This is a genomic window from Streptomyces sp. WMMB 714 (genome assembly GCF_900090125.1).
Taxonomy (GTDB): Bacteria; Actinomycetota; Actinomycetes; order Streptomycetales; family Streptomycetaceae; genus Streptomyces; species Streptomyces daqingensis.
Map to the genome: position 1 here is coordinate 343,437 of NZ_FMHJ01000006.1, position 23,317 is coordinate 366,753.

Genomic DNA, 23,317 nt, shown 5'->3' on the forward strand with positions numbered 1-23,317 from the left:
GGGCGAACGGCTGCTGGGGCGGCCGCCGCCGCGTAGACACTCGTGGACGCGGGGGCCGAAATCAAGACGGCGGCCGTGCGGCGGGCTGCCGTCAGCCAGCGGTGATCAGCCCCGTCGCGGCGGCGGCCGCGCAGAGGCCGGCGGCCTGGAGGCGCGTGGGCCTCTCCCCCAGCGCCGTCAGCCCGAGCACCACGGGGGCCGCCGGATAGAGGGAGGAGAGGACGACGGCGATCACGACGAGCTGCTCCCTGGTGGCCAGCAGGTAGAGCACGAGAGCGAGAGCCGCGATCATGCCGGTGGCCGCGGCCCCGGCGGCGTACCGCGGCGGCAGGAGGGCCGGCGCATCCGCGGCGGCGCCCGGGGACGCTCCGGCGGGCGTGCCCGGCGGCCGCGGTGTGCTGCGCCTCCGGGCGGCCAGGAGCGGCACGGCGATCGCCGCGATCACCGCGAGGGCGGTGACGCGTCCCGCCGTGACCGGCCAGATCCCCGCCGACGGACGGGCCTGCGCCAGGGCGAGGTACTGCAGCGCGATCCCCGCCCCGGCGATCAGGCCGTCCAGGGAGGAGCCCGCGAGGAGGGGGGCGCCCGGCCGGGACCGCTCCAGGGACACCAGCCACAGGGCCGGGACCGCGACCAGGATTCCCAGCCAGGCGGGTGCGGACGGCCGGTCGCCCAGGAGCAACGCGCCGACTGCCACGGGCAGCGCCACGCCCGCGACGGCGCTGACCGGAACGACGACGCTCATCGCCCCGCGGCTCACGCCCCGGTAGAGGCTGACCATCCCCGCTCCGGTGCCCACGCCGGACAGCGCGCCCCAGGCGACGTCCGGGGAGAGGGCCGGCGTCGCGGCGCCGAACGCCGGAGCGGCGAGCAGGGTGAGCACGAGGCCGCCCGCCTGCCCGGCCAGCGCGACGAGGGCGAAGTGCGCACGGCGCGAGAGCAGGCCCCCGGTGACGTCGGCGACCCCGTAGCACGCCGCCGATGCCAGGGCCAGGAGGGCGCCCATCAGGCGCCGCGCGCCCCGCGGCCGCAGTCGCCGGGCCCGTCGCCGCCGGTGCCACCACCGCCGGTCCCGTCGCCGCCGGGGCCGTCGCGCTCCGCCTGCCCGACGGGGCAGACCGCTCCGTCGCGTACGCAGCCGGCGCGGTCGCACAGCCGGCACATCAGCTCGGCGTCGCCCACCTCCGCGTACGCCCGGGCCAGCAGCTTGCCCAGGAGTTCCGCCAGGGTGTCGCGCTCCGTGTCGTCGAGGGCGTCGAGCATCCCGGTGAGGGGGCTTCCGCGGGCGGCGAGGAGCGACTGCGACGTGCGCCTGCCGGCGGCGGTCGGCACCACCGACACCCAGCGGCCCGGGCCCTGGCGCCGCTCGGCCAGCCCGTCCGACTCCAGGGAGTCGACCATGCGGGCGGCGGCGGACTGCGACAGGCCCACGCGCCGCCCGAGTTCCGTGACGCTCAGCCCCGGCGAGGCGGACAGCGCGACCAGGGCGGCCGCTCCGCTGGCGCTGGTCCCGGCGGCCTTGGTGGCTCCCGCGAGCGCGAGGTCGGCAACGGCGAGCGCGGTGGCCCCGAGGAGGTTGGCCGTGCGTTGCTTATCATGCATGACTCATGCATAACGTGACGGCGCCCGGCGCACAACCCTTCCGGCAGCAGGGCGGCAAACCCGCAGCAATGGGACAATGAGAGGCGTTATGGATGTGCTGCGCAGGAACAACGTGGTGGTCGAAGGCCGGGCGGACGGCCCGGTGATCATGCTGGCCAACGGCTTCGGCTGCGATCAGAACATGTGGCGCCTGGTGACACCCCGGCTCGCGGACGACTTCAAGATCGTTCAGTTCGACCACGTGGGCACCGGAGGGTCCGACAAGTCCGCCTGGCAGGAGGAGCGTTACTCCTCGCTGGACGGTTACGCCGAAGACGTGCTGCAGATCTGCGACGCACTCGGCCTGGGGCCCCTGGTGTTCGTCGGCCACTCCGTCAGCTCCGTGTTCGGCGTCCTGGCCGCCGGCCGGGAGCCCGGGGCCTTCGAGAAGCTGGTGCTTCTGACGCCGTCGCCCCGCTACATCGACGACCGCGACTACACGGGTGGCTTCAGCGCCGAGGACATCGACGAGCTGCTGGAGTCCCTGGACAGCAACTACCTGGGCTGGTCGGCCTCGTTGGCGCCCGTCATCATGGGCAACCCCGAACGGCCGGAACTCTCGGAGGAGTTGACGAACAGCTTCTGCCAGGTCGACCCGTCCATCGCGCGTGTCTTCGCCCGGGCCACTTTCCTTTCCGACAACCGCGCGGACCTCGCCGGGGTGACGGTGCCGACGAGGGTGATCGAGTGCGCTCACGACGTGATCGCCCCCAGGGAGGTCGGCGCGTTCGTGCACGAGGCGATCCCGGGCAGCGAACTCGTCACGCTCGACGCGGTCGGACACTGCCCGCAGCTCAGCGCCCCCGATCAGACCGCCGAAGCCATCGCCTCGTTCGCGGCCCGAACCGATGACGAGCGCTGACGGGGAAGGTTCCGGCGACGAAACCCACTCCCGGACGGCGCACCTGGCCTACGCGTCGCTGCTGGAGAACAACGCCGAGGACCTCTTCGAGAACGCCCCGTGCGGATATCTCTTCACGCTGATGGACGGGCAGATCGTCAAGGCCAACCGCACGCTGCTGACATGGCTGGGCCGGACGCACGACGAGGTCGTCGGGCGCATGCGCTTCGCGGACATGCTCACGGTGGGCGGCAAGCTCTACCACGAGACGCACTATGCGCCGCTGCTCCGGCTCCAGGGCGAAGTCAGTGGCATCGCACTGGAGTTGAAGGCCGCGGACGGAACGCGGCTGCCGGTGCTCGTCACCTCGACCGTCATGACCGACAACGACGAGCATCCCCTCATGGTGCGCACCACGGTCACCGACGCACGCGACCGCCGCTCCTACGAGACCGAACTCCTGCGCGCCCGCGAGGAGGCCGAGCACGAGCGCGCACGCCTCCAGCGGCTCGCCTCCACCCTGCAGCGCACCCTCGTCCCGCCGCATCTCACGGGACCCCCGGGGCTGGAGGTCGCGGCGCACTACCACATCGCCTCTCGCGACGAAGTCAGCGGCGACTTCTACGACTTGTTCCCGCTGGCAGCCCACGGCACCTGGGGGCTCTTCCTCGGCGACGTGTGCGGAAAGGGCGCCCCCGCCGCCGCCCTGACCTCGCTCGCCCGTTACACGCTGCGTGCCGCGGCGGTCTACGACCCGGATCCCGTCGCGGTCCTGCACAACCTCAACACCGTGCTGAACACGGAGGATTACGAGAAGGAGCCCAGGTTCGCCACCGTCCTGTTCGGTCTGCTCAGCGCGCAACGCGAGGGCTACCGCATCACGCTGGCCAGCGGGGGCCATCCCGACGCCCTGCTGCTGCGGGGCGACGGGACGGCGGAGTTCGTCCCCACCCCCGGTGGGCAGCTCATCGGCGCGCTCGCCGATCCGCACATCGCCACGATCACCGTCCGACTGGCCCCGGGCGACACGCTGTTGCTCTACACGGACGGTCTCACCGAGGCACACACCTCGGCGGGCGCCACCGACCGCTACGGCGACGAGGCACTTCTGGACTTCGCCAACGTCCTGGCGCCGAGCACCGCCGAGGAGACCGTCGACGCGCTCGCCGAGCTGCTGGACGCCTTCGGCGAGGGCCTCGACGACGACACCGCCCTGATGTCGGTGGGCGTACCACGGGGCGGGGACGGCCCGTTGACGTGACGGTGCGCGTCGCCCCTGGACAGAGCCGCCGGACAGGGCCGCGGGAGAGAGCCGCCGGGCCGGCCGCCCCGGGACACCGGCGCGAGTCCCGGGGGACGTCACGCTCGTGTTCCGTCGCCGTTGGAGGAGGGGCCTCACCGAAGGCAGCATCGAGGGGTGAGCGGGGCTGTCCCGAGGCACCCGTCGCCCGCGCACCGTCTGGAGCACCACCGTGAAGATCACCCGAGTCGAGACGTTCGCCGTGCCGCCGCGCTGGCTCTTCTGCCGCATCGAGACGGACGACGGTCCGGTCGGCTGGGGCGAGCCCGTCGTGGAGGGACGGGCGGAGACCGTACGGGCCGCCGTCCACGAGCTCGCCGACCAGTTCCTCGTAGGCGCCGACCCGTCCCGCATCGAGGACCTGTGGCAGCTGATGAGCAAGGGCTCCTTCTACCGCGGAGGGCCCGTGCTCTCCAGTGCCGTCGCCGGTATCGACCAGGCCCTGTGGGACATCGCCGGCAAGTCGCTCGGCGCGCCGGTGCACCGGCTGCTCGGCGGGCCCGTACGCGAACGGGCCCGCGCCTACTGCTGGGTCGGGGGCGACGAGCCGGCCCAGGTGCGCGACGAGGTCGCGGCCCAGGTGGACGCCGGGTTCACCGCGGTGAAGATGAACGCCTCCGGCCGCATGAGCCCGCTGCCGACCCCCGCGGAGCTGGCGGACGTCGCGGCCAGGGCGGACGCCGCGCGTGAAGTCCTGGGCCCGGAAGGGGACTTCGCGGTCGACTTCCACGGGCGGTTCTCGACCGCGGGCGCCGTCAGGGCGGCAGGCGTGCTGGAGCCGTACGCGCCGATGTTCGTGGAGGAGCCCGTGCTGCCCGAGTACACGCACCTCATCGGGCGGGTCACGGACTCGACGCGGCTGCCGGTGGCCACCGGCGAGCGGCTGTTCTCCCGCACGGACGCCCTGCCCGCGCTCCAGGCCGGGATCGCGGTGCTGCAGCCCGACCTCTCCCACGCGGGCGGCATCTCCGAGTGCCGCCGCATCGCCTCGCTGGCGGAGACCTTCGACGTGCTGGTCGCACCGCACTGCCCGCTCGGGCCGCTCGCTCTCGCCGCCTCCCTCCAACTCGCCTTCTGCACGCCGAACTTCCTCATCCAGGAGCAGTCCATCGGCATCCACTACAACAAGGGTGCCGAGCTGCTCGACTATGTCGCCGACCGTTCCGTCTTCCGCTTCGAGGACGGCCATCTCCCGCGTCCCACCGGGCACGGACTGGGCGTCGAGATCGACGAGAAGGCGGTGCGGAGGGCGGACGGCGCGTCGGAGAGCTGGCACAACCCGGTCTGGCGCCACCGTGACGGCTCGTTCGCGGAGTGGTGATCCCCGCTCCCGCGACGCGGCCCGGCGCCCCGCCCTCCCCGGTCCGGGCGCCGGGGCCGGGGAGGGTCACCGCCTGGCCGCCTCCAGGATCAGCACGGCATCGTCGCCCACCGCCGCCCGCACGCCGAAGTCGCGGCTGATCTCGTCCAGTACGGCACGCAGCCATGCGGCGTCGGCCGCCGCGGCCCGGTGCAGCCGCATCCTGCGCGAGGTGAACGGCACCGCGCGCAGCCGTGCGAGCCGGCCGGTGGCCGTGTCGACCGTGGCGAGGTACAGCAGCCGCAGTTCGTCCCGGTACTCCTCGTAGCCCGTGATGCCCTCGTAGTCGTCGATGAAGTCGCCGCAGCCGTAGAGGACGAGCTTGCCGCGGTAGATCTCGACGGGGCGGGGGTGGTGCGAGGAGTGGCCGAACACGACGTCCGCGCCGCCGCCGTCGATGAGCGCGTGCGCGAACCGGGTCTGCTCCGGTGGCACCGCGTAGCCCCAATTGGAGCCCCAGTGCACGGAGACGACCACGACGTCGCCCGGACGCCTCGACTCCCGCACGCGGCTGGACAGTTCGGCTGCGGAGGACTCCGAAAGCACCGGCAGCAGGTCGACGCCCGGCCGGCTCTCCGTCGCCGCCCAGGAGCCCGGGACGCCGCTGGACGGGGTGCCCATCGCGAACGTCAGCACCCGGCGCGCGGGGCCCGGGCCCGCGAGCGGTACCACAGCCGGCCGGCGCGCCCCCTCCAGGTCACGGCCCGCCCCCGCCGTCCGCAGCCCCGCCCCGGCGAGGACGTCGAGCGTCTCCTCCAGGCCGGGCACGCCGAAGTCCATGACGTGGTTGTTGGCCAGCACGCACACGTCCGGACGTGCCGCCGAGAGGCAGGGCAGATTGGCGGGAGCCATCCGGTAGTGGATGCCCTTGCCGGGTGCGAACGTCCGGCTCGACGTCACGCTGGTCTCCAGGTTCAGCACCCGGACGTCCGGACGGAACGTCTCCAGCGCCCGCAGGGCGTCGCCCCACGGCCAGGAGAACCCGGCCGGGACGGGAACCGGGCCGCTGCGCGCCTCGACGAGACGGACGTAGTCCCCCGCGTGCCGGGTGAAGCCCTCCCGCAGCTCGGGGCTCCCCGGGTACGGGAGGATCTGGTCGACACCACGCCCGAGCATGACGTCGCCGCACAGGGACAGATCGACCGATTCACCGCTCATCGCCGCAATATATGCACCGGCCGCCGCCTCCCGGCCTCACCGTGTCGCACACCTACGGCCGATGCCCGAAGCGGCACCCCGGCGCCCGGCCGAGCCCGGGCACGACCCCGTCGGGGACGCCGTCGGCCGGGGCGGGCTCCCCCGCTCCTCGGCGCCTCAGCTGGCGGCCTGCTCCGAATCGCCCCCCGAACGGCGCAGCTCGTCGTTGGCGCGCTGCGCCTCATCGAGCTGGTCCTCCAAAGCGATGATGCGACAGGCCGCCTCGATCGGCGTGCCGTCGTCGACGAGCTCCCGCGCGCGTGCCGCGAGGTGCAACTGGTGGCGGGAGTAGCGGCGGTGGCCGCCGGCGGAGCGGAGGGGGAGGATCAGTTCGGCTTCGCCGAGCGCGCGGAGAAAGGCGGGGGTGGCCCCGATCAGCTCCGCGGCCCGGCCCATGGTGTAAGCGGGATAGTCGTCGTCATCGAGACGATCGGCGAACTGCGAGGGATTGTCTGCTGGCACTTGCACCTCTTCCGGGACGCGTCGAGGGGCCCCGGTACCGTGCGGCACCGGGGCCCCGAGGGGTTTCAACACCATCTGCCGGCTGTGCGAGCCGGCTCCTGAGTTACCGCATACGGGCCGGACGGCCGGAATGCGGGGATCGCGGTTGCTGGACCGTGGACCACCTTCCAATCCGGGGTCTGCGGTACCCGGGCGCTCTGCGAACTCTCCCGGGCGATCCCGATGGCGTCTGACTCCTCTCTTTCCTTGATCTTCTTCGAACGGTTCTGCTCGGACAACAGGACATGCACGGCGGCTTCTCCCGGCCGCCCGGTACGGCCACCGGCCAGGGAGTTCCGGGGGATCGCTTCTGACTCCCCGGCCCGCCGCCGCACCGCTTACGGCTCGTGGCAGTTCGTCCTCTGCCACGCTCTCTGACTCCTTCGAAGACAGCAGGAACTCTACCCCTCCCGCACATGGATGTCTACCGTCGCGGGTGCAGATTTCCGGTGTCGAGCGGAAGAGGGATGTTGCGCAGCCGCTGCCAGGGCCCGTCCGGCCGAATCCCGCCTGCTCGCGACGGCCGGCACGCACGCCCTCCCCCGCTTCACCGGAGGTGCCCCAGCGTTGCCGCATCGACCGAGTAGCCCACCGCGAGGGCGGTCCACCGCCTTGCGGACGTACGCACCATCCGCCGCGCGCACCGCCTGCGGCGGACGCCGCCTTTGTCAGACACGCCCAAAACCCCACTGCCGCCGGAGGCGAGAACCTAGCGTGAGGCCCCCGACCCATCCACCGAGGGACCAGATGATGCGTGCCGCTCGAACCCGTGCCGTCCTCACCGCCCTGCTCCTCGCGAGCACCCTCGCCGTGGCCGGCTGCTCGGAGGACGGCAGCCCCGCACCGGCGGACAAGGCGAAGCCCGAGAAGCCGGCCGGGGAGGCCGGAGAGGCCGGAGAGGGGAAGCCGGACAAGGACGCTCCCGGCAAGGACGCCCCGGAGGGCATCGCCCCCGGCGAGAAGGCGCCCGACGGAGCCCCCGCGTCGCTGCAGTTCGCCGGCTCGACCGTCGACGGCAAGACGTTCAAGGGCGCCACGCTGGCCGACAAGCCGGCCGTCCTGTGGTTCTGGGCGCCCTGGTGCGGCACGTGCAAGGGCCAGGCCGCGCAGACCGCCAAGCTCGCCGCCAAGTACAAGGGCAAGGTGAACTTCCTCGGCGTCGCCGGCCTGGACAAGACGGAGCCCATCCGCGGGTTCGTCAGCGCCCAGAAGGTCGGCAACTTCCCGCACCTGAACGACCAGAAGGGCAGCGTCTGGAAGAAGTTCGGGATCACGCAGCAGAGTTCGTACGTGATGCTCGACGAGAACGGCAAGAAGGTGCACGCGGGCGCCGCCACGGGGCCGAGCGAGCTGAACAAGCTCGTCTCCGGTCTCGCCGGCTGACGTTCACGCCCTGGCGATGGCCGACCTTCCTCTCGCCCTGGCGCTGACCGCGGGCATGCTCGCGGCGGTGAATCCCTGCGGCTTCGCGCTGCTGCCCGCGTATCTCTCACTGCTCGTGCTGGGCGAGGACTCCCCCACAAGGGGGGCGGCGGTGGTACGTGCGGTGGCGGCGACCGCCGCGATGACGCTCGGATTCGCAGGCGTCTTCGGCGTGTTCGGGCTCGTGATCGCACCGGTCGCGAGCCAGGTGCAGCAGCATCTGCCGTGGTTCACCGTCTTCTTCGGGCTGCTGCTCGCGGGAGCGGGGGTGTGGCTGCTGGCGGGCCGTGAACTACCCACTCTGGCCCCGAAGTTGCGCCGTGCTCCCGGTGTGGGCCGCTCGCTGCCGTCGATGGCGCTGTTCGGCGGGGCGTACGCCGTCGCCTCGCTCGGCTGCACCATCGCGCCGTTCCTCGCGATCGTCGTCTCCGCCTTCCGCAGCGGGTCCGCGGGCCACGGGCTGCTGCTCTTCGGGGCGTACGCGGCGGGGATGGGCGCGATCGTCGGCGTCGCCGCCCTGGCCGTGGCGCTCGCACGCACCGCGACGGTGGACCGGCTGCGCGGCGTGGGGGCCGTCGCGTCGAGGTTCGGGGGCGGTCTGCTGCTCGCCGTGGGCGCGTACACGGCGTACTACGGCTGGTACGAGATCCGCGTGTTCGGCGGCGGAGACACGGCGGACCCGGTGATCGACGCCGCCGGACACGTTCAGCGGTCGCTCGCGAACGGCGTGGAGCAGCTCGGCATGCCGGTGGTCGCGGGCGTGCTCGCCGTCCTGCTGGCCGCGGCGGCCGTCCTGGTGAAGTACCGGCCGGGGCGGCGGACTTCGGAGGAGCGCGGCGGCGAACCGGCCGATGCGGTGCCGCCGAGGACGAGCTGACGCGGACGAACTGCCGAGGGCGGGCGGCCGCCGGGGTGCCGCCGGGGTTGAGGTTCAGCGCTCCCCGCGCTTCGCGGCGCCCCGCCGGAGTTTGGCCCGTACGGCACGCTGGGCGACCGGTCCCAGGTCCTCCAGGACCTCTGCCAGTCCGGCCAGCTGCTCCAGCGCGTCCAGGGCTCCCGCCGCGCCCCGCGGGTCGACGCCTTCGTAGAGTTCGAGCCCGACGAAGGCCGACGCGAGCGCGCGGGCGAGCCCGCCCGCGTCCGTGAACTCGGCGACGGGAGAACCCTCGAGGACACGTGCGAGCACCCGCTCGATCTCCTCGATCCACAGCGCGAGCCCGGCCGCCGTGGCCGGCGCCAGCCGGGGGTGGGTCTGGGCGCCCGCGAGCAGTTGTGCGAGTACGGCCACGTGTCCGCCGGCCCGCTCCTGTGCGTGCAACTCGCGGCCCAGTTCGAGGAGTTCCGCCAGGGTACGGACCGAGGCGAAGCGCTCGCGGTAGCGCGAGACGCGTTGCTCCGCGCCGAACCGGCAGGCGGCGGCGAGGAGTTCGTCGACACTGCCGAAGTGGTAGAAGACCAGCGCCTGGTTCACTCCGGCCGCGGCGGCGATGGTGCGCGCCGAGGTCTTGCCGATCCCCTGCTCCACGACGGTGCGCAGCGCCCCGTCCAGCAGCTTCTCCCGTGTCCCCTCGCTCACGCCCGCGCCTCCTCGCGCAGCGGCCGCAGCCCGGCGCGTACGCCTCGCTCCGTGACGTCGGCGTACTCGGCGGCGAAAGAGCCCTCGTAGCCGAAGAGGGGCCCGAACCGGCGGTTGGAGACGCGCACTTGGATGCGGAAGCGGCGGGCTTTCCCGTCGTAGGACTCCCGCACCACCGCGTCGCCCGCGAGCAGCTCCGGGACGCGCACGTCCACCGGCCCTTCCCTGAAGCGGTGCTGCCCGGAGCGGATGACGAGGGCGCCCTCCTCGTCCGCTTCCAGGTGCAGGTCGGAGGCGAGGTGCTGGTGGGTGCCGAGGTAGTCGACGATGCAGCCGCGCTCGGGGCTGTGGACCATGGTGGCGTCGAAGCGGCGGACGCGGCGCGGGAATCGGAAGGTGCGCACGAAGGTGACGGTCTCCCGCCCGTAGGAGTCGCGGTAGGGGAAGTTCTCGATGGTGAAGGGGACGTCCCGTCCGGCCTCGGGCACGAGGATGTTGCGGCTGCCGCCCAGAGCCAGGAACGGCCGGACGAAGCCGCGCCGGTGCCAGACGCGGTCCATCGTGCCCCGGCCGACGCACGCCGTACCGCTGCCGAGGCCGACGGAGAAGCGCCGCCGCACCTCCGGGTGGAGGCGCGCGAACTCCGCGGCGCCGAGGGCCTGTTCGAAGATGCTCGTCATGGCTGCTCCAGTGTCGTGAGGAGGGCGGGCGCGGTCGCGGCCGCCCGGCCCGCCGCCGATCGCGACGGCGGGCGGCGCAGGCAGCGGCGGGCGGCAGGGGTGCGGCGCGACGGGGGCAGCAGCAAGGCGAGCGCTGCGACGGCGAGGACGCCCGGCACGGCGTATGCGGCGGCGGGGCCGGGCAGCGCACCGGAGACGGCGAGGGCGGCCGCGCCGGCGACGGCGGCGAACCGTACGGACGCCTCCGCGAGCGCCCACCGGAGCGACCGTTCGGGAGTGATGCCGCGCTCGCACCACAAGCGCAGCCGGTCGAAGGACCAGGCCGTCGCCCAGCCCATGAGAGGCCGCAGGACGAGCCGGTCCGCGACCCGGCCGAAGCGCCCCCAGCGCGGCCGGTAGTCGTATCCCGTCAGGAAGCGCAGGGACTCGCCGTCGGGGACGTAGCGCCAGTAGCCGCGGCCCTCCTCGATGAACGAGAGCGGGTGGGCGGAGGCGAAGCGCAGAGCCGAGGTGCGGGTGCCGTCGGGCCGGCTCTGCTCGCCGGCCGAGACGCCGGTGCCGGAGACCTTCAGCCACGGCAGGACGGAGGTGGCGTAGCGGAAGCGCTGCGGCTCCCCCGGCTCGCGGGGGAGGTAGTCGATCTCCCCGAATCTCAGGTCCCAGCGCTGGTGCAGCGCGGGGTCCTGGCTGCGGTCCCACACCGTCGCGATCCCGGCGCGGATGCGCGTCTCCACGTAGAGCCGCATCAGCGCTCCCTCCCCTCGATCTGCGCGCCCGCTCGATTTGAGCACTCGCTCAAAGCTCAAAGTACAGAGTTTTGAGCAGTTGCTCAAGACGGGGCGGACGCAGCGGACGCGGCGGTTGCCGGACGGGACGCCGGGACCGGGCGGCCGTCGCGGCAACGGAAAGGGCCGCCGACGGCCCGCCCCGAAGGGTGCGGTGCGTCGGCGGCCCGTTGCGGAGCCGTGTGGTGCGGATGCGGCCCGGGAGACCCTAGTCGGCGGTCTTGCCTGCCTCCCCCTTGTCCTTGCCCCGTCCGGCCAGGACGGAGTGCCGCCGCCCGTAGAAGAGGTAGATCGCCAGGCCCAGGACCAGCCATGCCGCGAAACGCAGCCATGTGAACACGTCCAGGTTGGACATCAGGTAGAGGCAGGCGAGCGCGGTGACGATCGGCAGCCACGGCGACAGCGGAACCCGGAAGGGCCGCTCCAGCTCGGGCCGCTTGCGGCGCAGCAGCGGCACCGCCAGGGCGACGATGAGGAAGCCGGACAGCGCGCCGATGCTGACCATGTCGGCGAGTTCGGTGATCGGGACGAACCCTGCCAGGACCATGATCAGGACGGAGATCGCGATCGTCACGCGGTGCGGGGTGCCCCAGCGGGGGTGGACCTCGGAGAGCCGCCGGGGCAGCAGGCCGTCGCGGCCCATCGCGAAGCCGATGCGTCCGAGGGTGACGAGCTCGACCATCATCACGGACGTCAGCCCGCTGATAGCGCCCAGCCCGACGAGCACGCCCACCCAGGGGGCGCCGGCCGACTGGAACGCGGCGGAGATGGGCGCGCCCTCGTCGATCTCCCGGTAGTCGACCATCGCGTTGAGCACGAAGGAGACGGCGACGTACAGGACGGTGCAGACGGCGAGGCTGCCGAGCAGGCCGCGCGGCAGGTCGCGCTTCGGGTTCTTCGTCTCCTCGCCGAGGTTGGCGAGCGCCTCGAAGCCGGTGTAGGCGAAGAAGACGACGGCCGCCGCGGTGAGCACGCCGCCGATGCCGAAGACCGACTGCTCCAGTCCCGCGACCGCCTGGATCAGCGGCTGGTCGACGATGGAGGCGCCGCTCTCGGCGGGCTCGGCCGGCGGGACGAAGGGGTCGAGGTTGGCGCCGCGCACGAAGAAGAGTCCCGCGACGACGATCAGGACGCACACCGAGACCTTGATGACGACGAGCGCGTTGGTCACGCGCGAGGAGCCGCGGATGCCGGTGACCGCCACCACGGTGAGAACGGCGATGATGAAGATCGCCCCGATGTTCACCGTGGCCTGTTCGCCGAACCATTCCGGGGGCAGGTCAAGGAGGTTGGCCACGTAGCCGGACCAGCTCCGGGAGACGACGGCGGCCCCGAGGGCGAACTCCAGCAGCAGGTCCCAGCCGATGATCCAGGCGAAGAGTTCGCCGAGCGTGGCGAACGCGTAGGTGTAGGCGCTGCCCGCCGTGGGGACGGCGGAGGCCAGTTCGGCGTAGCACAGCGCCGCGAGCGCCGCGACGGCGCCGGCGATGACGAAGGAGACGACGACGGCCGGACCGGCGTGCTGCTTGGCCTCCACGCCCACCAGCGTGAAGATGCCGGTCCCGATGATCACTCCGACGCCGAAACCGGCCAGCGACGTGGCCGACAGGGTGCGTTTCAGCGTGTTCTGCCGACTCCGGTCCAGTACGTCGTCGACCGGCATCTTTCGCAACAGGTTCATCGGCGCTTTCTCACTCTGCCCGGATTTCCGGCGCTGTTCGGTTCACGCGGAGCGTGCTGGCGCGGACGCCGCCCGGGCGTCCGCAAGGCCGCCGGTCACCGCTCGCTTCACGGAGCCCGCAGCCGTGCGGCGGCGCGGGTGTCGCCCGCGCTGCCGCACGCCCGTCTGCCCAGTCGGGGCCGGATGATGCCCGTGACGTCGCTCGCACCTTCCGGTGAGCCGCCGGGTGCCGCCCGGGCGGCTTGTCTCGGCCCGTCGGGCCGGGTGCTACTCCCGTACGAGCCGGGCGCGCCGCAGCGTCGCGACCGCGTGGCCCGCCCGGCGGGCGCGCTGCACCGCGAACAGCGCGGCGCCGCCGGCGAAGACGGCGAGCGGGGGCTCGACCAGCAGCAGTCCCGCCCCGACGGCGAGGCAGCCGGCGGCGAGCGCCTTCCACTGTCCGCGCGAGGTCCGGTAGCCCTCCAGGGAGCGCTCGGCCTGAGCGGCGTCGGCACGCGGCACGCCGCCGGTCTGCGGATGCGCCGCCCCGTCGGGGCCCGCGAACTCCGCCCCGTCGGGACCCGCGGACTCCGTCCGGGTCCTGCCCTCGTGCACGGCCAGCCAGGCGTTGGCGGCGGCCGCGGCGAAGAAGACCACGCCCCAGACGGTCGCGCCCTGCGCCGTCCGCACGGCTGCCAGCGCGAGGAACCCCGCGCCGAGGACGGCGTAGCGCCAGTGCAGCCGCCCGCTCACGAGACGACCCCCGCGTAGGAGAGCATCGCGATCACGCCGCACACCGTGAGGAAGACCGAGCCGGCGGCGACCAGGACGCGCAGCAGTGTGGCCATCCGGTACTCGCGCGGCATGTTGACCTTGTCGACGTACAGGAGCCCCGCGCCGTAGATGCCGCACGCGAACACGCCGCCCACGATGGACGCCGGCGTGATCAGGTCGACGAAGCTCGCCCCGGAGGCGATCATCAGCAGCGCGCCGATGCCGGTCCACCCGTACACGAAGGGCCGGATGCCCCGCTGACCGCGGACGCGGACCTTCTTGGAGACGGCCGCCAAGCTCTCGTACGTGGTCCAGGAGTACGCCTCCCACACCGCGTAGATCGTGCCGAAGAGCACCATCACGATGGCGACGATGTAGAAGTACTCGAACACCGGTGCCACCGAGGCCAGGAACTGCGACTGGTGGGTCAGTACGTCGTTGCCCTCGGGCACCTGCTGCTTCTCGCCGAGGATCGCCGCACCGTTGATCATGAACGCGGCCGCGATGATGCCCAGGGCGAGGAAGGCCGCGAGCATGTCGAACAGCGGGGCGCGGCTCCAGGCGCGCGCCTTCTGCACTTCCTGGGGCTCCGTGGAGAGCGGGAGGCGGTCGCGGGGTTCCATCGCGGCGAGCCGGTCGCCGATCGCGTCGATCTCGCGGTGCCCGAGCATGCCCCACTTCTTCTCGCGCAGCATGCCGGTGTATCCGATGTAGTCGTACATGCCGCCGCCGAGGCCGCCCATGAAGACCACCAGCTCGACCCAGACCGAAGTGCCCACGATGTCGGGGTACTTGTCGGCGACGAACGGGGCGTAGTCGAAGTCGCCGGGCACCAGACCGCCGAGCACGCCGAGCCAGTCGGGCTGCGCGACGAAGACCGCGACGAGGACGAGCACCACCATCATGCCCGCGATGGCGACCTGCACCCTCTCCAGCACCGTGTAGCCGCCGACCCACGACAGCACCCCGGCGAAGAGCAGCAGGCCGGCCGCGAAGTATGTCGCGTCGCCCGCTCCCATGGATTCCAGGAAGTCGCCGAGCGCGACGGCGACCCCGCTCGCCCAGCCCGGGAAGGACATGAGGCAGATCAGCGCGAGCAGCACGGGGAACCAGCCGCGCGGCCCCGGAAGCACCTTGGCGAATCTCGCCATGGGGTGCTCGCCGGTCAGGGTGATGTGACGGTTCGACGCGTAGACGAGGGCGCCCTTGGCGATCGAGCCGACCACCACCGCCCACAGCACGGCGTAGCCGAAGACCGCTCCCTCGCGGGAGGCGAGGATCGATTCGCCGCTGCCGATGGTCAGCGAGGCGATGATCGCCCCGGGGCCGAAGTACTTCAGGGCCGTGACGACGGTGACCCGCCGTTGCCGCAGCCCTGTCGGCGGTTCCGGCAGCCGCAGCGCGGTGTCCTCGATGCGGCCGGATTCTTCTGTACTCATGTCAGTCCCGCATATCCTATAGGATACTTCCGGTAGGCCGTACGCATATTCGAGCGCATGAGCTCGCACGTCAAGGGGCTGGACAGCCTCGTTTTCGGTATCAGCAGTCGCAGGGGGAGCAATGGACCGGCCTCAGACGGGCACCGCCAACGCCGACGCACCGCCAACTCCCCTGCCACGGCGGCCGATGCTGGCCGACGACGTCCACGAGGCCATCAAGACGCTGATCATGGACCACGCCATCGAACCCGGCGCCCGCGTCTCGATCGACGGCCTCGCCCGGCGGCTCGGCGTCTCGCCCACGCCCGTACGCGAGGCCCTCGCCCGGCTGGAGTCGGCGGCGCTGGTGGTGAAGGAACCGCTGCGCGGCTACCGGACGACACCCCTGCTGGACCGCGAACAGCTCGCCGATCTCTACCAGTTCCGGCTCCTCATCGAGCCGTGGGCGGCCGCGCGCGCAGCCGAACGGGCGGACGCCGCCGGCAGGGAGCGGCTGCGGGAGGAGATGGAGTCCTGCGCCACCCCCAGCGACGCCACGTACGACGCCTACAAGGCGCTGACCGCGCACGACACCCGATTCCACGTGCTGGTCGCCGAGTTGGCGGGCAGCGCACAGGTCCGTCTCGCGTTCGAGCGCACGCACTGCCACCTCCACATCTTCCGGCTCTACTACGACCGCGGCATCGGGCAGCAGACGCTGGAGGAGCACCGGGCCATCACGGACGCCGTCCTCAAGTCCGATGCGGAAGCCGCCGAAGCGGCGATGCGCACCCACTTGGAGACGGCGTACTACGGGCGGCTGCGCGGCGTCTCGGAGGAGCCCGGCGGCTGAACGGGCCCGCCCGCCCGTCGCGATGACGGGGCGTCAGGGCGCGCGTGCCGACGCGACGTTCGGAGGCGGGCGTGCGGAGGCGGGCGTACGGGAGGCGCACCACGGGAGGCCGTCCGGGGGAAGCCGGCCGACGACCGGAATACCGCCCCAACCCCCGCCGCTCACCCGGTATGACATCGAGCGAGCATTCCGAACGGTTCGGCCGGATCGGCCTCTGGAACACCGCGCTGGGCTCCACGGACCCGTCCAGGCGCGCGGAGATCACCCAAGTCGCGGCAGAAATCGAGGAGTTGGGGTACGGGTCGCTGTGGGTCGGCGGGAGTCCCGGACTGGACCAGGTCGAGCCGCTGCTCGCGGCGACCTCCCGCATCACCGTCGGCACGAGCATCCTCAGCATCTGGCAGCACGAGGCGCGCGACGTCGCCGCCGGCCACGCCGGGCTCGACGCGGAGCACGGCGGGCGCTTCGTGCTGGGCCTGGGCGTCAGCCACGCGGAGGCGGTCACCGACCCGCGGGCGAAGGAGGAGCTGCGGCGGCGTCCGTACTCGGCGATGCGCTCCTACCTGGACGCTCTGGACGCCGCCCCGCGGCCCGTGCCCGCGTCGGGGCGCGCCCTCGCCGCGCTCGGCCCGAGGATGCTGGGGCTGGCGCGGGAGCGTGCGCTGGGCGCGCTGCCGTACCTGGTGACGGAGGAGCACACCGCGCGGGCACGTGCCGCTCTCGGGCCCGGCGCCCTCCTCGCCCCCGAGTTGAAGGTCGTACTGGAGACGGACCTGAGCCGTGCCCGCACCGTCGCCCGCGCGTACCTGGAGAGGTATCTCCGCCTTGCCAACTACCGCAGCAGCTTGCTGAGGCTGGGCTTCACCGAGGAGGACTTCGCGGGAGGCGGCAGCGACCGGCTTCTGGACGCGGTCTACGCCCTGGGCGACACCGATGCCGTGCGGAAGCGCGTCGAGGCGTTCCTTGCGGCCGGTGCGGACCACGTGGCGCTGCAGGTGGTCACCGCCGAGACCCCGCAGGCGCTGCCGCTGGCCGAATGGCGCGCTCTCGCTTCGGCGCTGCCGCTGTGAGGGGCGTGGGACCGCCGGCCCCCGCACGGACGGCGGTCCCCGCGCGACCTCGGCGGGTCACCCCGGCTGGGTGTTGTCCTTCAGGGTGCCCCAGCCGTGCCACCGGTCGATCTCGACCCAGGCGCTGAAGCGGCGGCGGTCGCGCTGCGGGTACTGCTGCCCCAGGTACTGCCGCGCCAGCCGGTCGATGTCGGCGAGGCCCTCGTCCTCCCGGATCTCGGCGACCCGGCCGACGATGCTGATGTGCGTGTACCAGGACGACTCGTCGAGGACGGTGAGCGTCACGCGGGAGTCGTCCCGCATGTGCTGGAGCCGCTTGCGGCCCTCGTCCATGTTGACCAGGACCCGCCCGCCGTCCCACAGGTACCAGGTGGCCGTCGACACCGGCTGGCCGTCCGGGCGCAACGTCGTGATCACGGCCGGATTGGCCTTCTCCAGCATGGCGACGGCCTTGTCCGGAAGCGGGGGTTTCGACATGCGGCGCTCCTCTGGGTGTCATCGCCCGGCGCCACGCGGCTCGACGGGCGTTCCCGGGCAGGTTCTGCGGACCGATCCGCCACGCGTACCCGGCGGCAGGCCGTTCAAGGCGGCGGGAGGACGGCAGCGGCGGACGGCGGACGGCGGAGAACGCGAACGGACCGTGACACCCCTGGGGCGTCACGGTCCGTCTCCTTCGCGGGATCGCGAGCCGCTCCGGCGGGCCGCACTCCCGGGCGGGTCGTACCGCCGGCTACTCGGGGACGGAGGCGCTCTCCGGCGCGGCGTCCTTCTGCCTCTGCGGCGCCGCTCCGCCGCCGCTGTCGCGCACCTTGAACCAGCCGCCCAGCAGGAAGACGGCCCAGACGGCGCCGACGTACAGGGAGATCCGCGCCTCCGAGTCGTAGGCGATCAGGCCCGTCACCAGGAGCAGGAAGAGCAGGGCCCCGGTGCTCGCCACGGCGCCGCCCGGCGCCGGGAACGGGGAGCGCGGCAGACGTCCCGCCTTCAGCGCCACGCGGTACCGGATGTGGCTGCAGAGGATCATCATCCAGGTCCAGATGCCCGCCGCCGTCGCCACGGAGGTCACGTAGCCGAACGCCTTCTCCGGAACCAGGTAGTTGAGCACGACGCCGATGCCCATCAGCGCGGCCGAGGCCGTGATGCCGATGGCGGGCGACTTGCGGGAGTTGAGCCGCTCGAAGACCTTCGGCGCCTGGCTGTTGGACGCCAGGTCGCGCAGCATGCGGCCCGTCGAGTACATGCCGGAGTTGCAGGACGAGAGGGCCGCCGTCAGCACGACGAAGTTGACGATTCCCGCCGCGAGCGGGATACCCATCTCCGAGAAGGCCTTCACGAAGGGGGATTCGCCTTCGGAGAATTCCGTCCACTTCACGACGGCGAGAATGACCGTCAGGGCACCCACGTAGAAGAAGATGATCCGCCAGGGAAGAGTGTTGATCGCCTTGGGAAGCGTCTTCTCCGGATTCTCGGACTCACCGGCCGTCACGCCGACGAGTTCGACGGCGAGGTAGGCGAACATGACGCCCTGAAGCGTCATCAGGCTGGAGCCGATTCCGTTCGGGAAGAACCCGTCGTGCGCGTAGAGGTTGGCCGTCGACGCGCTGTCACCGACCTCCGAGAAACCGAGGGTCAGTACGCCCAGACCGATCACGATCATGCCGATGATGGCGGTCACCTTGATCATCGAGAACCAGAACTCGACCTCGCCGAAAATCTTCACCGAGATGAGGTTGACCCCGAAGAGCACCACCAGGAACGCCAGCGCGCTGATCCATTGCGGGATCGCGGGGAACCAGAAATGGATGTAGATGGCGGCCGCGGTCAGCTCCGCCATGCCGGTGACGACCCAGAGAAGCCAGTAGGTCCAGCCCGTCGCGAATCCGAAGAACGGGCCGAGGAATTCCCGCGCGTACTCCGCGAAACTTCCGGTCACCGGCCGGTAGAGGAGCAGTTCGCCGAGGGCGCGCATGATGAGGAAGACGACGCAGCCCGCCAGCGCGTACATCAGGATGATGCTGGGACCCGCCTTGGCGATGTTCGCCCCTGCCCCCATGAACAGGCCGACCCCGATGGCGCCGCCGATCGCGATCATCTGGACCTGGCGCGGACCCAGCCCGCGCTCGTATTCCTCGTCGGGTCCGTTTCCTGCGGCCCTGCCGACGTCGTCGGGCCGACTGGTTTCCACCGAGACCATTGCGTCCGTGCCTTTCTCCACGTCCGGCCGCACCTTTTCGGCGGGGCCGGATCCGGTACTCCCGGGAATGAATGGAGGTGCTGGTTGGCGATCCGCCAGCACTGGGGCTCCGGCACGGCTGGAACGTCACCGTGCAGGAGATCGTGAACATCTATCACGCCGCCCGGACGCGTCCGCACGGGGGGTATGTGACCGACTTCACGGATAGAAGGGCCCAAACTCGGCACGGAGGTTCAATCATCCCCGGACCGTTGAGCCCGCCATTACCCCGATTTGAGAATGGATTAAGGAAGGGATTGAATACTTGAGGTGGCGTTGAGGTTCGAGCCGAAGTCGAGTTGAGGGAAATCTGAGGTAAACGGCGCGGAACCCCACTCGCTTCACGTGAATTCGAGCGGAAGCCGAAGCGGAAACATCACCCCCGGCATTCCCTCCGCCACCCTCGGTACCCGCCCCTCTCCCCCAACTGTTGACTCGCAGCGTGTTCTGCTCGACGCTTTCCGTATGCGAAACGGCGGCGGAGACGGTGACCGGAGGACGCCGGCACGGATCCCGCGGCTCTGGGGAGCCCGCCGGAACGAGATGGAGCGGAGCTACCCGTGCGACGGCCTCTCAGGCGGGCCGGGCGAGGCATGGTTCCGCGCCGTCACGGTGGCCGCCGGCCGCCCGTCCGTCTTCCGCTGGCTCTGCCAGCTGAAAGTCGCCCCGTACAGCTACGACCTGCTCGACAACCTCGGGCGCCGGAGCCCGCGCCGGCTCACACCCGGCGCGGAGCACCTGGAGCAGGGCCAGCGGGTGATGACCATCTTCCGGCTCGCGGACTTCGCCGTGGACGACCACCTGACCCTCGTCCTGGACGACGACCGGGCGCTGCGGATGTTCGGGCCGCTCACCCTCACCTACGCCGTCACCGAAGGAGATCCCGGCACCACGAGACTCGTGGTGAAACTCGTCCCGGGCGACGAGGGCGGGCTCCCCGGACGGCTGCGCCGCCGCGTCCTGGCCTGGGGCGACCTGTTCATGATGCGCCGCCAGCTGCTCACCCTGCGGAAGCTGGCGGAGAACGGGGAGCCGGCGTAACCGGGTTGGCTTGCTTCCCGCGCCGATACGGGTTGCGGCCGGTCGGCCCACGGTCCCGCGCGACCGGCCTCGCCTCACCCAGCGTCCAGGAACTCCCGGACTCCGCGCAGCCGGGAGCGCAGTCGGCTCCGCGTCGCGGCCCCTTCGAGACGGACGTCCAGCGCACCGGGCGGGCCGCTGCGGGCCCGGCGTCCGGCAGGCAGCCGGGCGGGGTCGAGTCCGTCCCGGCGTGCGATGAGAAGGCCGAGCTGGTGACGGCTGACGGCGTCTGTTCCGGCGAGGTGGAACATCCCCGCCTTGCCGGAAGCCGCGAGCTCCCGCAAGGCGGCGGCGAGATCGGCGACGTGCACCGGGCAGCGGACGTCGTCGGTGAACAGGACGCCGTCACGCGGGTCTGCCGCCAGGGCATGGACCAGACGCTCGTGCACAGACAGGCCGTCCCCGACGATCAGTGAGGTCCGGGCGACGGCGGCCTCCGGCGCCAGCAGCCGCACCGCGGTCTCGGCGGCGGCCTTGGCCGCGCCGTAGGGGGTGACCGGGTCGGGCAGGCAGGACTCGTCGTAGTGGGTTCGCGCACCCGAGAACACGGCGTCGCTGGAGACATGGACCAGCCGGCGGCCCTGCCGCACCGCGGACATCGCCACACGGATCGCACCGTCGGCGGTGACAGCCCAATCGCTGTATCCGCTGGTCGCGTTGATCACCACATCGGGTGCGGCCGCCCCGATCACGTCGTCCACCTGTCCGGGGACGCGGATGTCGAGCCGGTGCCAGGCCACTCCGGGGACGTCACACGCACGGGACCGGTACGTAGCGGCAGTGTCCCAGCCCGCGGCCGCCGACTGACGTACCAGCTCGCTCCCCAAGTACCCGCTGCCTCCTACGACCAGGAGCTTCATGACGTCCTCCGAGGGGGTCCGGTCGCGTGTCCGGCCGGACCTGGACGGTGGCCCGCACCACCGGACGCCGTGACTGCGGGGGCGACGAAGTCCCGGGGAGCCGGGCTAGCTTCCCTTCCCGTGCTGGTACGGGCTGCCCGCCGGCGGTTGCGGAGGGCCGTAGGGGGACGGCGCCTGGCCGGGCTGTCCCTGGTAGGGACCGGGCTGTGCCTGCTGGGGGCCCGGCTGCGGCTGATAGGGGCCTGGCTGCTGCGGCCAGGGCGGCTGCTGGCCGGGGCCGCCGTACGGGCTCTGCTGGGGATAGGGGCCCTGCTGCGCGTACGGGTGCTGCTGCGGGCCGGGCGGTTGCTGCTGGCCCGGCGAGGCGGCCACGGGACCGGGAGCCTGCCCGGCGCCGGGGTGGCCGTACGGTCCGGGCGCGCCCTGCTGCGGCGGGGCGCCGGTGGCCTGATGGGCGAACGGATTGTGCGAGCCGGGGAGTTGAGCGCCGGGAGGCAGGTACCGGGTGCGCCCCTGCCCGTCCTGCACGGGGACGAGCCCGGCCTGCCGCAGCACGTCCGCCGACCGCTTGTGCCTCCTCCGGGTCCACAGGAACCCGCAGGCGATGATCAGCATGAAGAAGCCCCAGCCCACGACGGGGCCGACGGCCGTCCTGTCCGACGCGAGGTTGCGGACCAGCAGGAAGGCGAATCCCGCTGTCAGTCCGATCGCGCCCATGAGCACGCGCTTCTCGGCGTTCTTCCCGGTGAGGTCGTACGTGACCCGCGCCTTGAGCAGCTCCAGGTGAGGGTGGGCCTCGGGCACCGGCGTGAGCTTGGGACCCGGCTGCATGCCGGGGAGGTCGCCGCCGTTGAGGGCCTGCGGGTAGCGCGCCGCGCTGTCAGCCGCGCGGCGCTGGGCCTCGGGGTTCGGGTCGCGGTGCAGCGTCAGTACCGTCTTGGGCGCCCGGCCGCCGGTCTGGTGCGTGTCCCCGTACATGAAGCCGAACTGCTCGGCGACCAGCACCAGTCGGGCCAGCTTCTTGGTGGAGCCCCACCTGTCGACGACCTGCACCGTGTGCGCGCCGGACATCTCGCGCAGCATCCTGTCGACTTGCCTCATGGCTGATCCCCCCTCGCGCTCCCCCTGTGCCAACGCTCACGAAAGCGTACTTCCCGGCTCACGCTCCCCCGCCCCGGGGTAGATTCGGCCGGCCGGCCCACCGGCTGACGGACGGGCTGACGGGCTGACGGGAACCGCATACGGCCGCGGAAGCAGCCACCCCCGGGGGAAGCCGGGAAGCCTGGGCAGCCGGCCGACCGCGCCCCGACGGCCCTTGCCCGCTGCCGACGCCCACGACCCCGCCCCGGAATGGTGTCGATGTCCTCCACGCCGACCACGCCTCGTACTTCGGGTACTTCCGTGTCGCTTCCGGCCCTGCTGGTGGTGGCGGTAACGGTCGCCCTGATCGTCTCCGGCATAGCGCCCCATGACCGCGCCACGTGGCTGATGGAGACCTTCTGGGTCGTCCTCGGCGTACCTCTGGCCGTCTACGCGGGCCGCCGCTTCCCCTTCACCACGTTGCTGTGCGTGCTCCTCGCGCTGCACGCGTTGATCCTCAGCCTCGGCGGCCATTACACGTACGCACGCGTCCCGTTGGGCGAGTGGCTGAAGGACGGGTTCGGCCTGGCGCGCAACCCCTACGACCGGATAGGCCACTTCGTGCAGGGGTTCGTCCCCGCGATCCTGCTGAGAGAGATCCTGGTGCGCCGTTCGCCCCTGCGCGGCAGCCGCTGGCTCGCCCCGCTGACGGTCTGCGGATGCCTGGCGTTCAGCGCGTTCTTCGAGATGATCGAGTGGTGGGCGGCGGTCGTCGGGGGCTCCGGCGCAGACGACTTCCTCGCCACCCAGGGCGATGTGTGGGACACGCAGTGGGACATGTTCCTCGCCCTCGTCGGCGCCACCACGGCGCTGCTGCTCCTCGGCAGGGTCCACGACCGGCAGCTCGGCGCCCTCGAGGCGCAACGTCCCGGCACGTCCGGCGGTTAGGACGGAGTAGGCACCACGACGAGCAGCGAGGACGGACG

At 72.1% G+C, this 23,317-nt stretch carries 23 protein-coding genes; 9 read left to right on the plus strand and 14 right to left on the minus strand.

Going from position 1 to position 23,317, the window contains the following annotated elements:
* Window positions 1-91 precede the first annotated feature (91 nt).
* Together H181DRAFT_RS13575 and H181DRAFT_RS13580 are read right to left on the minus strand one after the other, a co-directional pair.
* Entirely contained in the window at window positions 92-1,006 is a 915-nt protein-coding gene (locus H181DRAFT_RS13575; RefSeq protein ID WP_045864631.1) for an EamA family transporter, read from the minus strand.
* Window positions 1,006-1,602 carry a MarR family winged helix-turn-helix transcriptional regulator gene (locus tag H181DRAFT_RS13580; RefSeq protein ID WP_074467848.1) on the minus strand — a complete coding sequence of 199 codons (597 nt, stop codon included), beginning with the start codon at window positions 1,600-1,602 and terminating at the stop codon, window positions 1,006-1,008. Before H181DRAFT_RS13580 ends, H181DRAFT_RS13575 begins: the two co-directional genes overlap by 1 nt.
* Window positions 1,603-1,690: 88 nt before the next feature.
* On the opposite strand from H181DRAFT_RS13580, the gene H181DRAFT_RS13585 reads away from it, so the two are divergent.
* From H181DRAFT_RS13585 to dgoD, 3 genes are all read left to right on the plus strand, one after another.
* Window positions 1,691-2,503 (plus strand): alpha/beta fold hydrolase, encoded by an 813-nt coding sequence (locus H181DRAFT_RS13585; protein WP_045864632.1) that lies wholly within the window; start codon window positions 1,691-1,693, stop codon window positions 2,501-2,503.
* The gene (locus tag H181DRAFT_RS13590; protein WP_045864633.1) at window positions 2,490-3,743 is read left to right on the plus strand and encodes a PP2C family protein-serine/threonine phosphatase; all 1,254 of its coding nucleotides are present in this window, start codon (window positions 2,490-2,492) and stop codon (window positions 3,741-3,743) included. Before H181DRAFT_RS13585 ends, H181DRAFT_RS13590 begins: the two co-directional genes overlap by 14 nt.
* Before the next feature lie 211 nt (window positions 3,744-3,954).
* A complete protein-coding gene (gene dgoD / locus H181DRAFT_RS13595; RefSeq protein WP_045864634.1) occupies window positions 3,955-5,103 on the plus strand; it encodes a galactonate dehydratase in 1,149 nt (382 codons plus the stop codon).
* A gap of 66 nt (window positions 5,104-5,169) precedes the next feature.
* Here the strand turns inward: dgoD and H181DRAFT_RS13600 are convergent, their stop codons facing one another.
* Window positions 5,170-6,300, minus strand: a complete 1,131-nt coding sequence (locus H181DRAFT_RS13600; protein WP_045864635.1) for a CapA family protein — start codon at window positions 6,298-6,300, stop codon at window positions 5,170-5,172.
* Window positions 6,301-6,456: 156 nt separating this feature from the next.
* Window positions 6,457-6,801, minus strand: a complete 345-nt coding sequence (locus tag H181DRAFT_RS13605; RefSeq protein WP_045864636.1) for a MerR family transcriptional regulator — start codon at window positions 6,799-6,801, stop codon at window positions 6,457-6,459.
* 789 nt (window positions 6,802-7,590) lie between these two features.
* On the opposite strand from H181DRAFT_RS13605, the gene H181DRAFT_RS13610 reads away from it, so the two are divergent.
* Window positions 7,591-8,223, plus strand: a complete 633-nt coding sequence (locus H181DRAFT_RS13610) for a redoxin family protein (RefSeq protein ID WP_045864797.1) — start codon at window positions 7,591-7,593, stop codon at window positions 8,221-8,223.
* Between the two features lie 16 nt (window positions 8,224-8,239).
* Window positions 8,240-9,139 carry a cytochrome c biogenesis CcdA family protein gene (locus tag H181DRAFT_RS13615; RefSeq protein WP_045864637.1) on the plus strand — a complete coding sequence of 300 codons (900 nt, stop codon included), beginning with the start codon at window positions 8,240-8,242 and terminating at the stop codon, window positions 9,137-9,139.
* 54 nt (window positions 9,140-9,193) lie between these two features.
* Here the strand turns inward: H181DRAFT_RS13615 and H181DRAFT_RS13620 are convergent, their stop codons facing one another.
* From H181DRAFT_RS13620 to H181DRAFT_RS13645, 6 genes are all read right to left on the minus strand, one after another.
* Window positions 9,194-9,838, minus strand: a complete 645-nt coding sequence (locus tag H181DRAFT_RS13620; protein WP_045864638.1) for a TetR/AcrR family transcriptional regulator — start codon at window positions 9,836-9,838, stop codon at window positions 9,194-9,196.
* Window positions 9,835-10,518, minus strand: coding sequence for a DUF4166 domain-containing protein (locus tag H181DRAFT_RS13625; protein ID WP_045864639.1), 684 nt, complete (start codon window positions 10,516-10,518; stop codon window positions 9,835-9,837). Before H181DRAFT_RS13625 ends, H181DRAFT_RS13620 begins: the two co-directional genes overlap by 4 nt.
* Window positions 10,515-11,264, minus strand: a complete 750-nt coding sequence (locus H181DRAFT_RS13630; protein WP_045864640.1) for a hypothetical protein — start codon at window positions 11,262-11,264, stop codon at window positions 10,515-10,517. Before H181DRAFT_RS13630 ends, H181DRAFT_RS13625 begins: the two co-directional genes overlap by 4 nt.
* Before the next feature lie 247 nt (window positions 11,265-11,511).
* A complete protein-coding gene (locus H181DRAFT_RS13635; RefSeq protein ID WP_045864641.1) occupies window positions 11,512-12,984 on the minus strand; it encodes an APC family permease in 1,473 nt (490 codons plus the stop codon).
* Window positions 12,985-13,251: 267 nt separating this feature from the next.
* Complete coding sequence (locus H181DRAFT_RS13640) at window positions 13,252-13,716, minus strand: hypothetical protein (protein ID WP_045864642.1); 465 nt, start codon at window positions 13,714-13,716, stop codon at window positions 13,252-13,254.
* Window positions 13,713-15,176, minus strand: coding sequence for an Nramp family divalent metal transporter (locus H181DRAFT_RS13645; RefSeq protein ID WP_045864643.1), 1,464 nt, complete (start codon window positions 15,174-15,176; stop codon window positions 13,713-13,715). Before H181DRAFT_RS13645 ends, H181DRAFT_RS13640 begins: the two co-directional genes overlap by 4 nt.
* 121 nt (window positions 15,177-15,297) lie before the next feature.
* Between H181DRAFT_RS13645 and H181DRAFT_RS13650 the strand changes: the two genes are divergently transcribed.
* Window positions 15,298-16,008 (plus strand): GntR family transcriptional regulator, encoded by a 711-nt coding sequence (locus tag H181DRAFT_RS13650; protein WP_074467849.1) that lies wholly within the window; start codon window positions 15,298-15,300, stop codon window positions 16,006-16,008.
* A 170-nt stretch (window positions 16,009-16,178) separates the two neighbouring features.
* Window positions 16,179-17,078 (plus strand): LLM class F420-dependent oxidoreductase, encoded by a 900-nt coding sequence (locus tag H181DRAFT_RS13655; RefSeq protein ID WP_045864645.1) that lies wholly within the window; start codon window positions 16,179-16,181, stop codon window positions 17,076-17,078.
* 57 nt (window positions 17,079-17,135) lie between these two features.
* Here the strand turns inward: H181DRAFT_RS13655 and H181DRAFT_RS13660 are convergent, their stop codons facing one another.
* Both H181DRAFT_RS13660 and H181DRAFT_RS13665 read right to left on the minus strand, forming a co-directional pair.
* Window positions 17,136-17,555, minus strand: coding sequence for a PPOX class F420-dependent oxidoreductase (locus H181DRAFT_RS13660; RefSeq protein ID WP_045864646.1), 420 nt, complete (start codon window positions 17,553-17,555; stop codon window positions 17,136-17,138).
* A gap of 253 nt (window positions 17,556-17,808) precedes the next feature.
* A complete protein-coding gene (locus H181DRAFT_RS13665) occupies window positions 17,809-19,272 on the minus strand; it encodes an amino acid permease (RefSeq protein WP_045864647.1) in 1,464 nt (487 codons plus the stop codon).
* Between the two features lie 582 nt (window positions 19,273-19,854).
* Here H181DRAFT_RS13665 and H181DRAFT_RS13670 point away from each other — a divergent pair.
* Entirely contained in the window at window positions 19,855-20,352 is a 498-nt protein-coding gene (locus tag H181DRAFT_RS13670) for a hypothetical protein (protein WP_045864648.1), read from the plus strand.
* 74 nt (window positions 20,353-20,426) lie between these two features.
* Here H181DRAFT_RS13670 and H181DRAFT_RS13675 read toward each other — a convergent pair whose 3' ends face one another.
* Together H181DRAFT_RS13675 and H181DRAFT_RS13680 are read right to left on the minus strand one after the other, a co-directional pair.
* On the minus strand, window positions 20,427-21,251 hold the full coding sequence (locus H181DRAFT_RS13675; RefSeq protein ID WP_045864649.1) for a sugar nucleotide-binding protein: 825 nt from the start codon (window positions 21,249-21,251) through the stop codon (window positions 20,427-20,429).
* A gap of 105 nt (window positions 21,252-21,356) precedes the next feature.
* The gene (locus tag H181DRAFT_RS13680; RefSeq protein WP_045864650.1) at window positions 21,357-22,352 is read right to left on the minus strand and encodes a hypothetical protein; all 996 of its coding nucleotides are present in this window, start codon (window positions 22,350-22,352) and stop codon (window positions 21,357-21,359) included.
* Window positions 22,353-22,610: 258 nt separating this feature from the next.
* Here H181DRAFT_RS13680 and H181DRAFT_RS13685 point away from each other — a divergent pair, with 258 nt between their 5' ends.
* Window positions 22,611-23,279: a DUF2238 domain-containing protein gene (locus H181DRAFT_RS13685; protein WP_045864651.1), complete on the plus strand. Its 669-nt coding sequence runs from the start codon at window positions 22,611-22,613 to the stop codon at window positions 23,277-23,279.
* Window positions 23,280-23,317: the final 38 nt, after the last annotated feature.

Excerpts from the sequence above, each read along its gene's own strand:
- H181DRAFT_RS13660 (WP_045864646.1), bottom strand. The coding sequence starts at position 17,555 with ATGTCGAAACCCCCGCTTCCGGACAAGGCCGTCGCCATGCTGGAGAAG.
- H181DRAFT_RS13600 (WP_045864635.1), bottom strand. The coding sequence starts at position 6,300 with ATGAGCGGTGAATCGGTCGATCTGTCCCTGTGCGGCGACGTCATGCTC.
- H181DRAFT_RS13630 (WP_045864640.1), bottom strand. The coding sequence starts at position 11,264 with ATGCGGCTCTACGTGGAGACGCGCATCCGCGCCGGGATCGCGACGGTG.
- H181DRAFT_RS13685 (WP_045864651.1), top strand. The coding sequence starts at position 22,611 with ATGTCCTCCACGCCGACCACGCCTCGTACTTCGGGTACTTCCGTGTCG.
- H181DRAFT_RS13590 (WP_045864633.1), top strand. The coding sequence starts at position 2,490 with ATGACGAGCGCTGACGGGGAAGGTTCCGGCGACGAAACCCACTCCCGG.
- H181DRAFT_RS13670 (WP_045864648.1), top strand. The coding sequence starts at position 19,855 with ATGGAGCGGAGCTACCCGTGCGACGGCCTCTCAGGCGGGCCGGGCGAG.
- H181DRAFT_RS13655 (WP_045864645.1), top strand. The coding sequence starts at position 16,179 with ATGACATCGAGCGAGCATTCCGAACGGTTCGGCCGGATCGGCCTCTGG.
- H181DRAFT_RS13645 (WP_045864643.1), bottom strand. The coding sequence starts at position 15,176 with ATGAGTACAGAAGAATCCGGCCGCATCGAGGACACCGCGCTGCGGCTG.
- H181DRAFT_RS13575 (WP_045864631.1), bottom strand. The coding sequence starts at position 1,006 with ATGGGCGCCCTCCTGGCCCTGGCATCGGCGGCGTGCTACGGGGTCGCC.
- H181DRAFT_RS13580 (WP_074467848.1), bottom strand. The coding sequence starts at position 1,602 with ATGCATGATAAGCAACGCACGGCCAACCTCCTCGGGGCCACCGCGCTC.
- H181DRAFT_RS13675 (WP_045864649.1), bottom strand. The coding sequence starts at position 21,251 with ATGAAGCTCCTGGTCGTAGGAGGCAGCGGGTACTTGGGGAGCGAGCTG.
- H181DRAFT_RS13680 (WP_045864650.1), bottom strand. The coding sequence starts at position 22,352 with ATGAGGCAAGTCGACAGGATGCTGCGCGAGATGTCCGGCGCGCACACG.
- H181DRAFT_RS13650 (WP_074467849.1), top strand. The coding sequence starts at position 15,298 with ATGGACCGGCCTCAGACGGGCACCGCCAACGCCGACGCACCGCCAACT.
- H181DRAFT_RS13625 (WP_045864639.1), bottom strand. The coding sequence starts at position 10,518 with ATGACGAGCATCTTCGAACAGGCCCTCGGCGCCGCGGAGTTCGCGCGC.
- H181DRAFT_RS13665 (WP_045864647.1), bottom strand. The coding sequence starts at position 19,272 with ATGGTCTCGGTGGAAACCAGTCGGCCCGACGACGTCGGCAGGGCCGCA.
- H181DRAFT_RS13615 (WP_045864637.1), top strand. The coding sequence starts at position 8,240 with ATGGCCGACCTTCCTCTCGCCCTGGCGCTGACCGCGGGCATGCTCGCG.
- H181DRAFT_RS13585 (WP_045864632.1), top strand. The coding sequence starts at position 1,691 with ATGGATGTGCTGCGCAGGAACAACGTGGTGGTCGAAGGCCGGGCGGAC.
- H181DRAFT_RS13635 (WP_045864641.1), bottom strand. The coding sequence starts at position 12,984 with ATGAACCTGTTGCGAAAGATGCCGGTCGACGACGTACTGGACCGGAGT.
- H181DRAFT_RS13610 (WP_045864797.1), top strand. The coding sequence starts at position 7,591 with ATGCGTGCCGCTCGAACCCGTGCCGTCCTCACCGCCCTGCTCCTCGCG.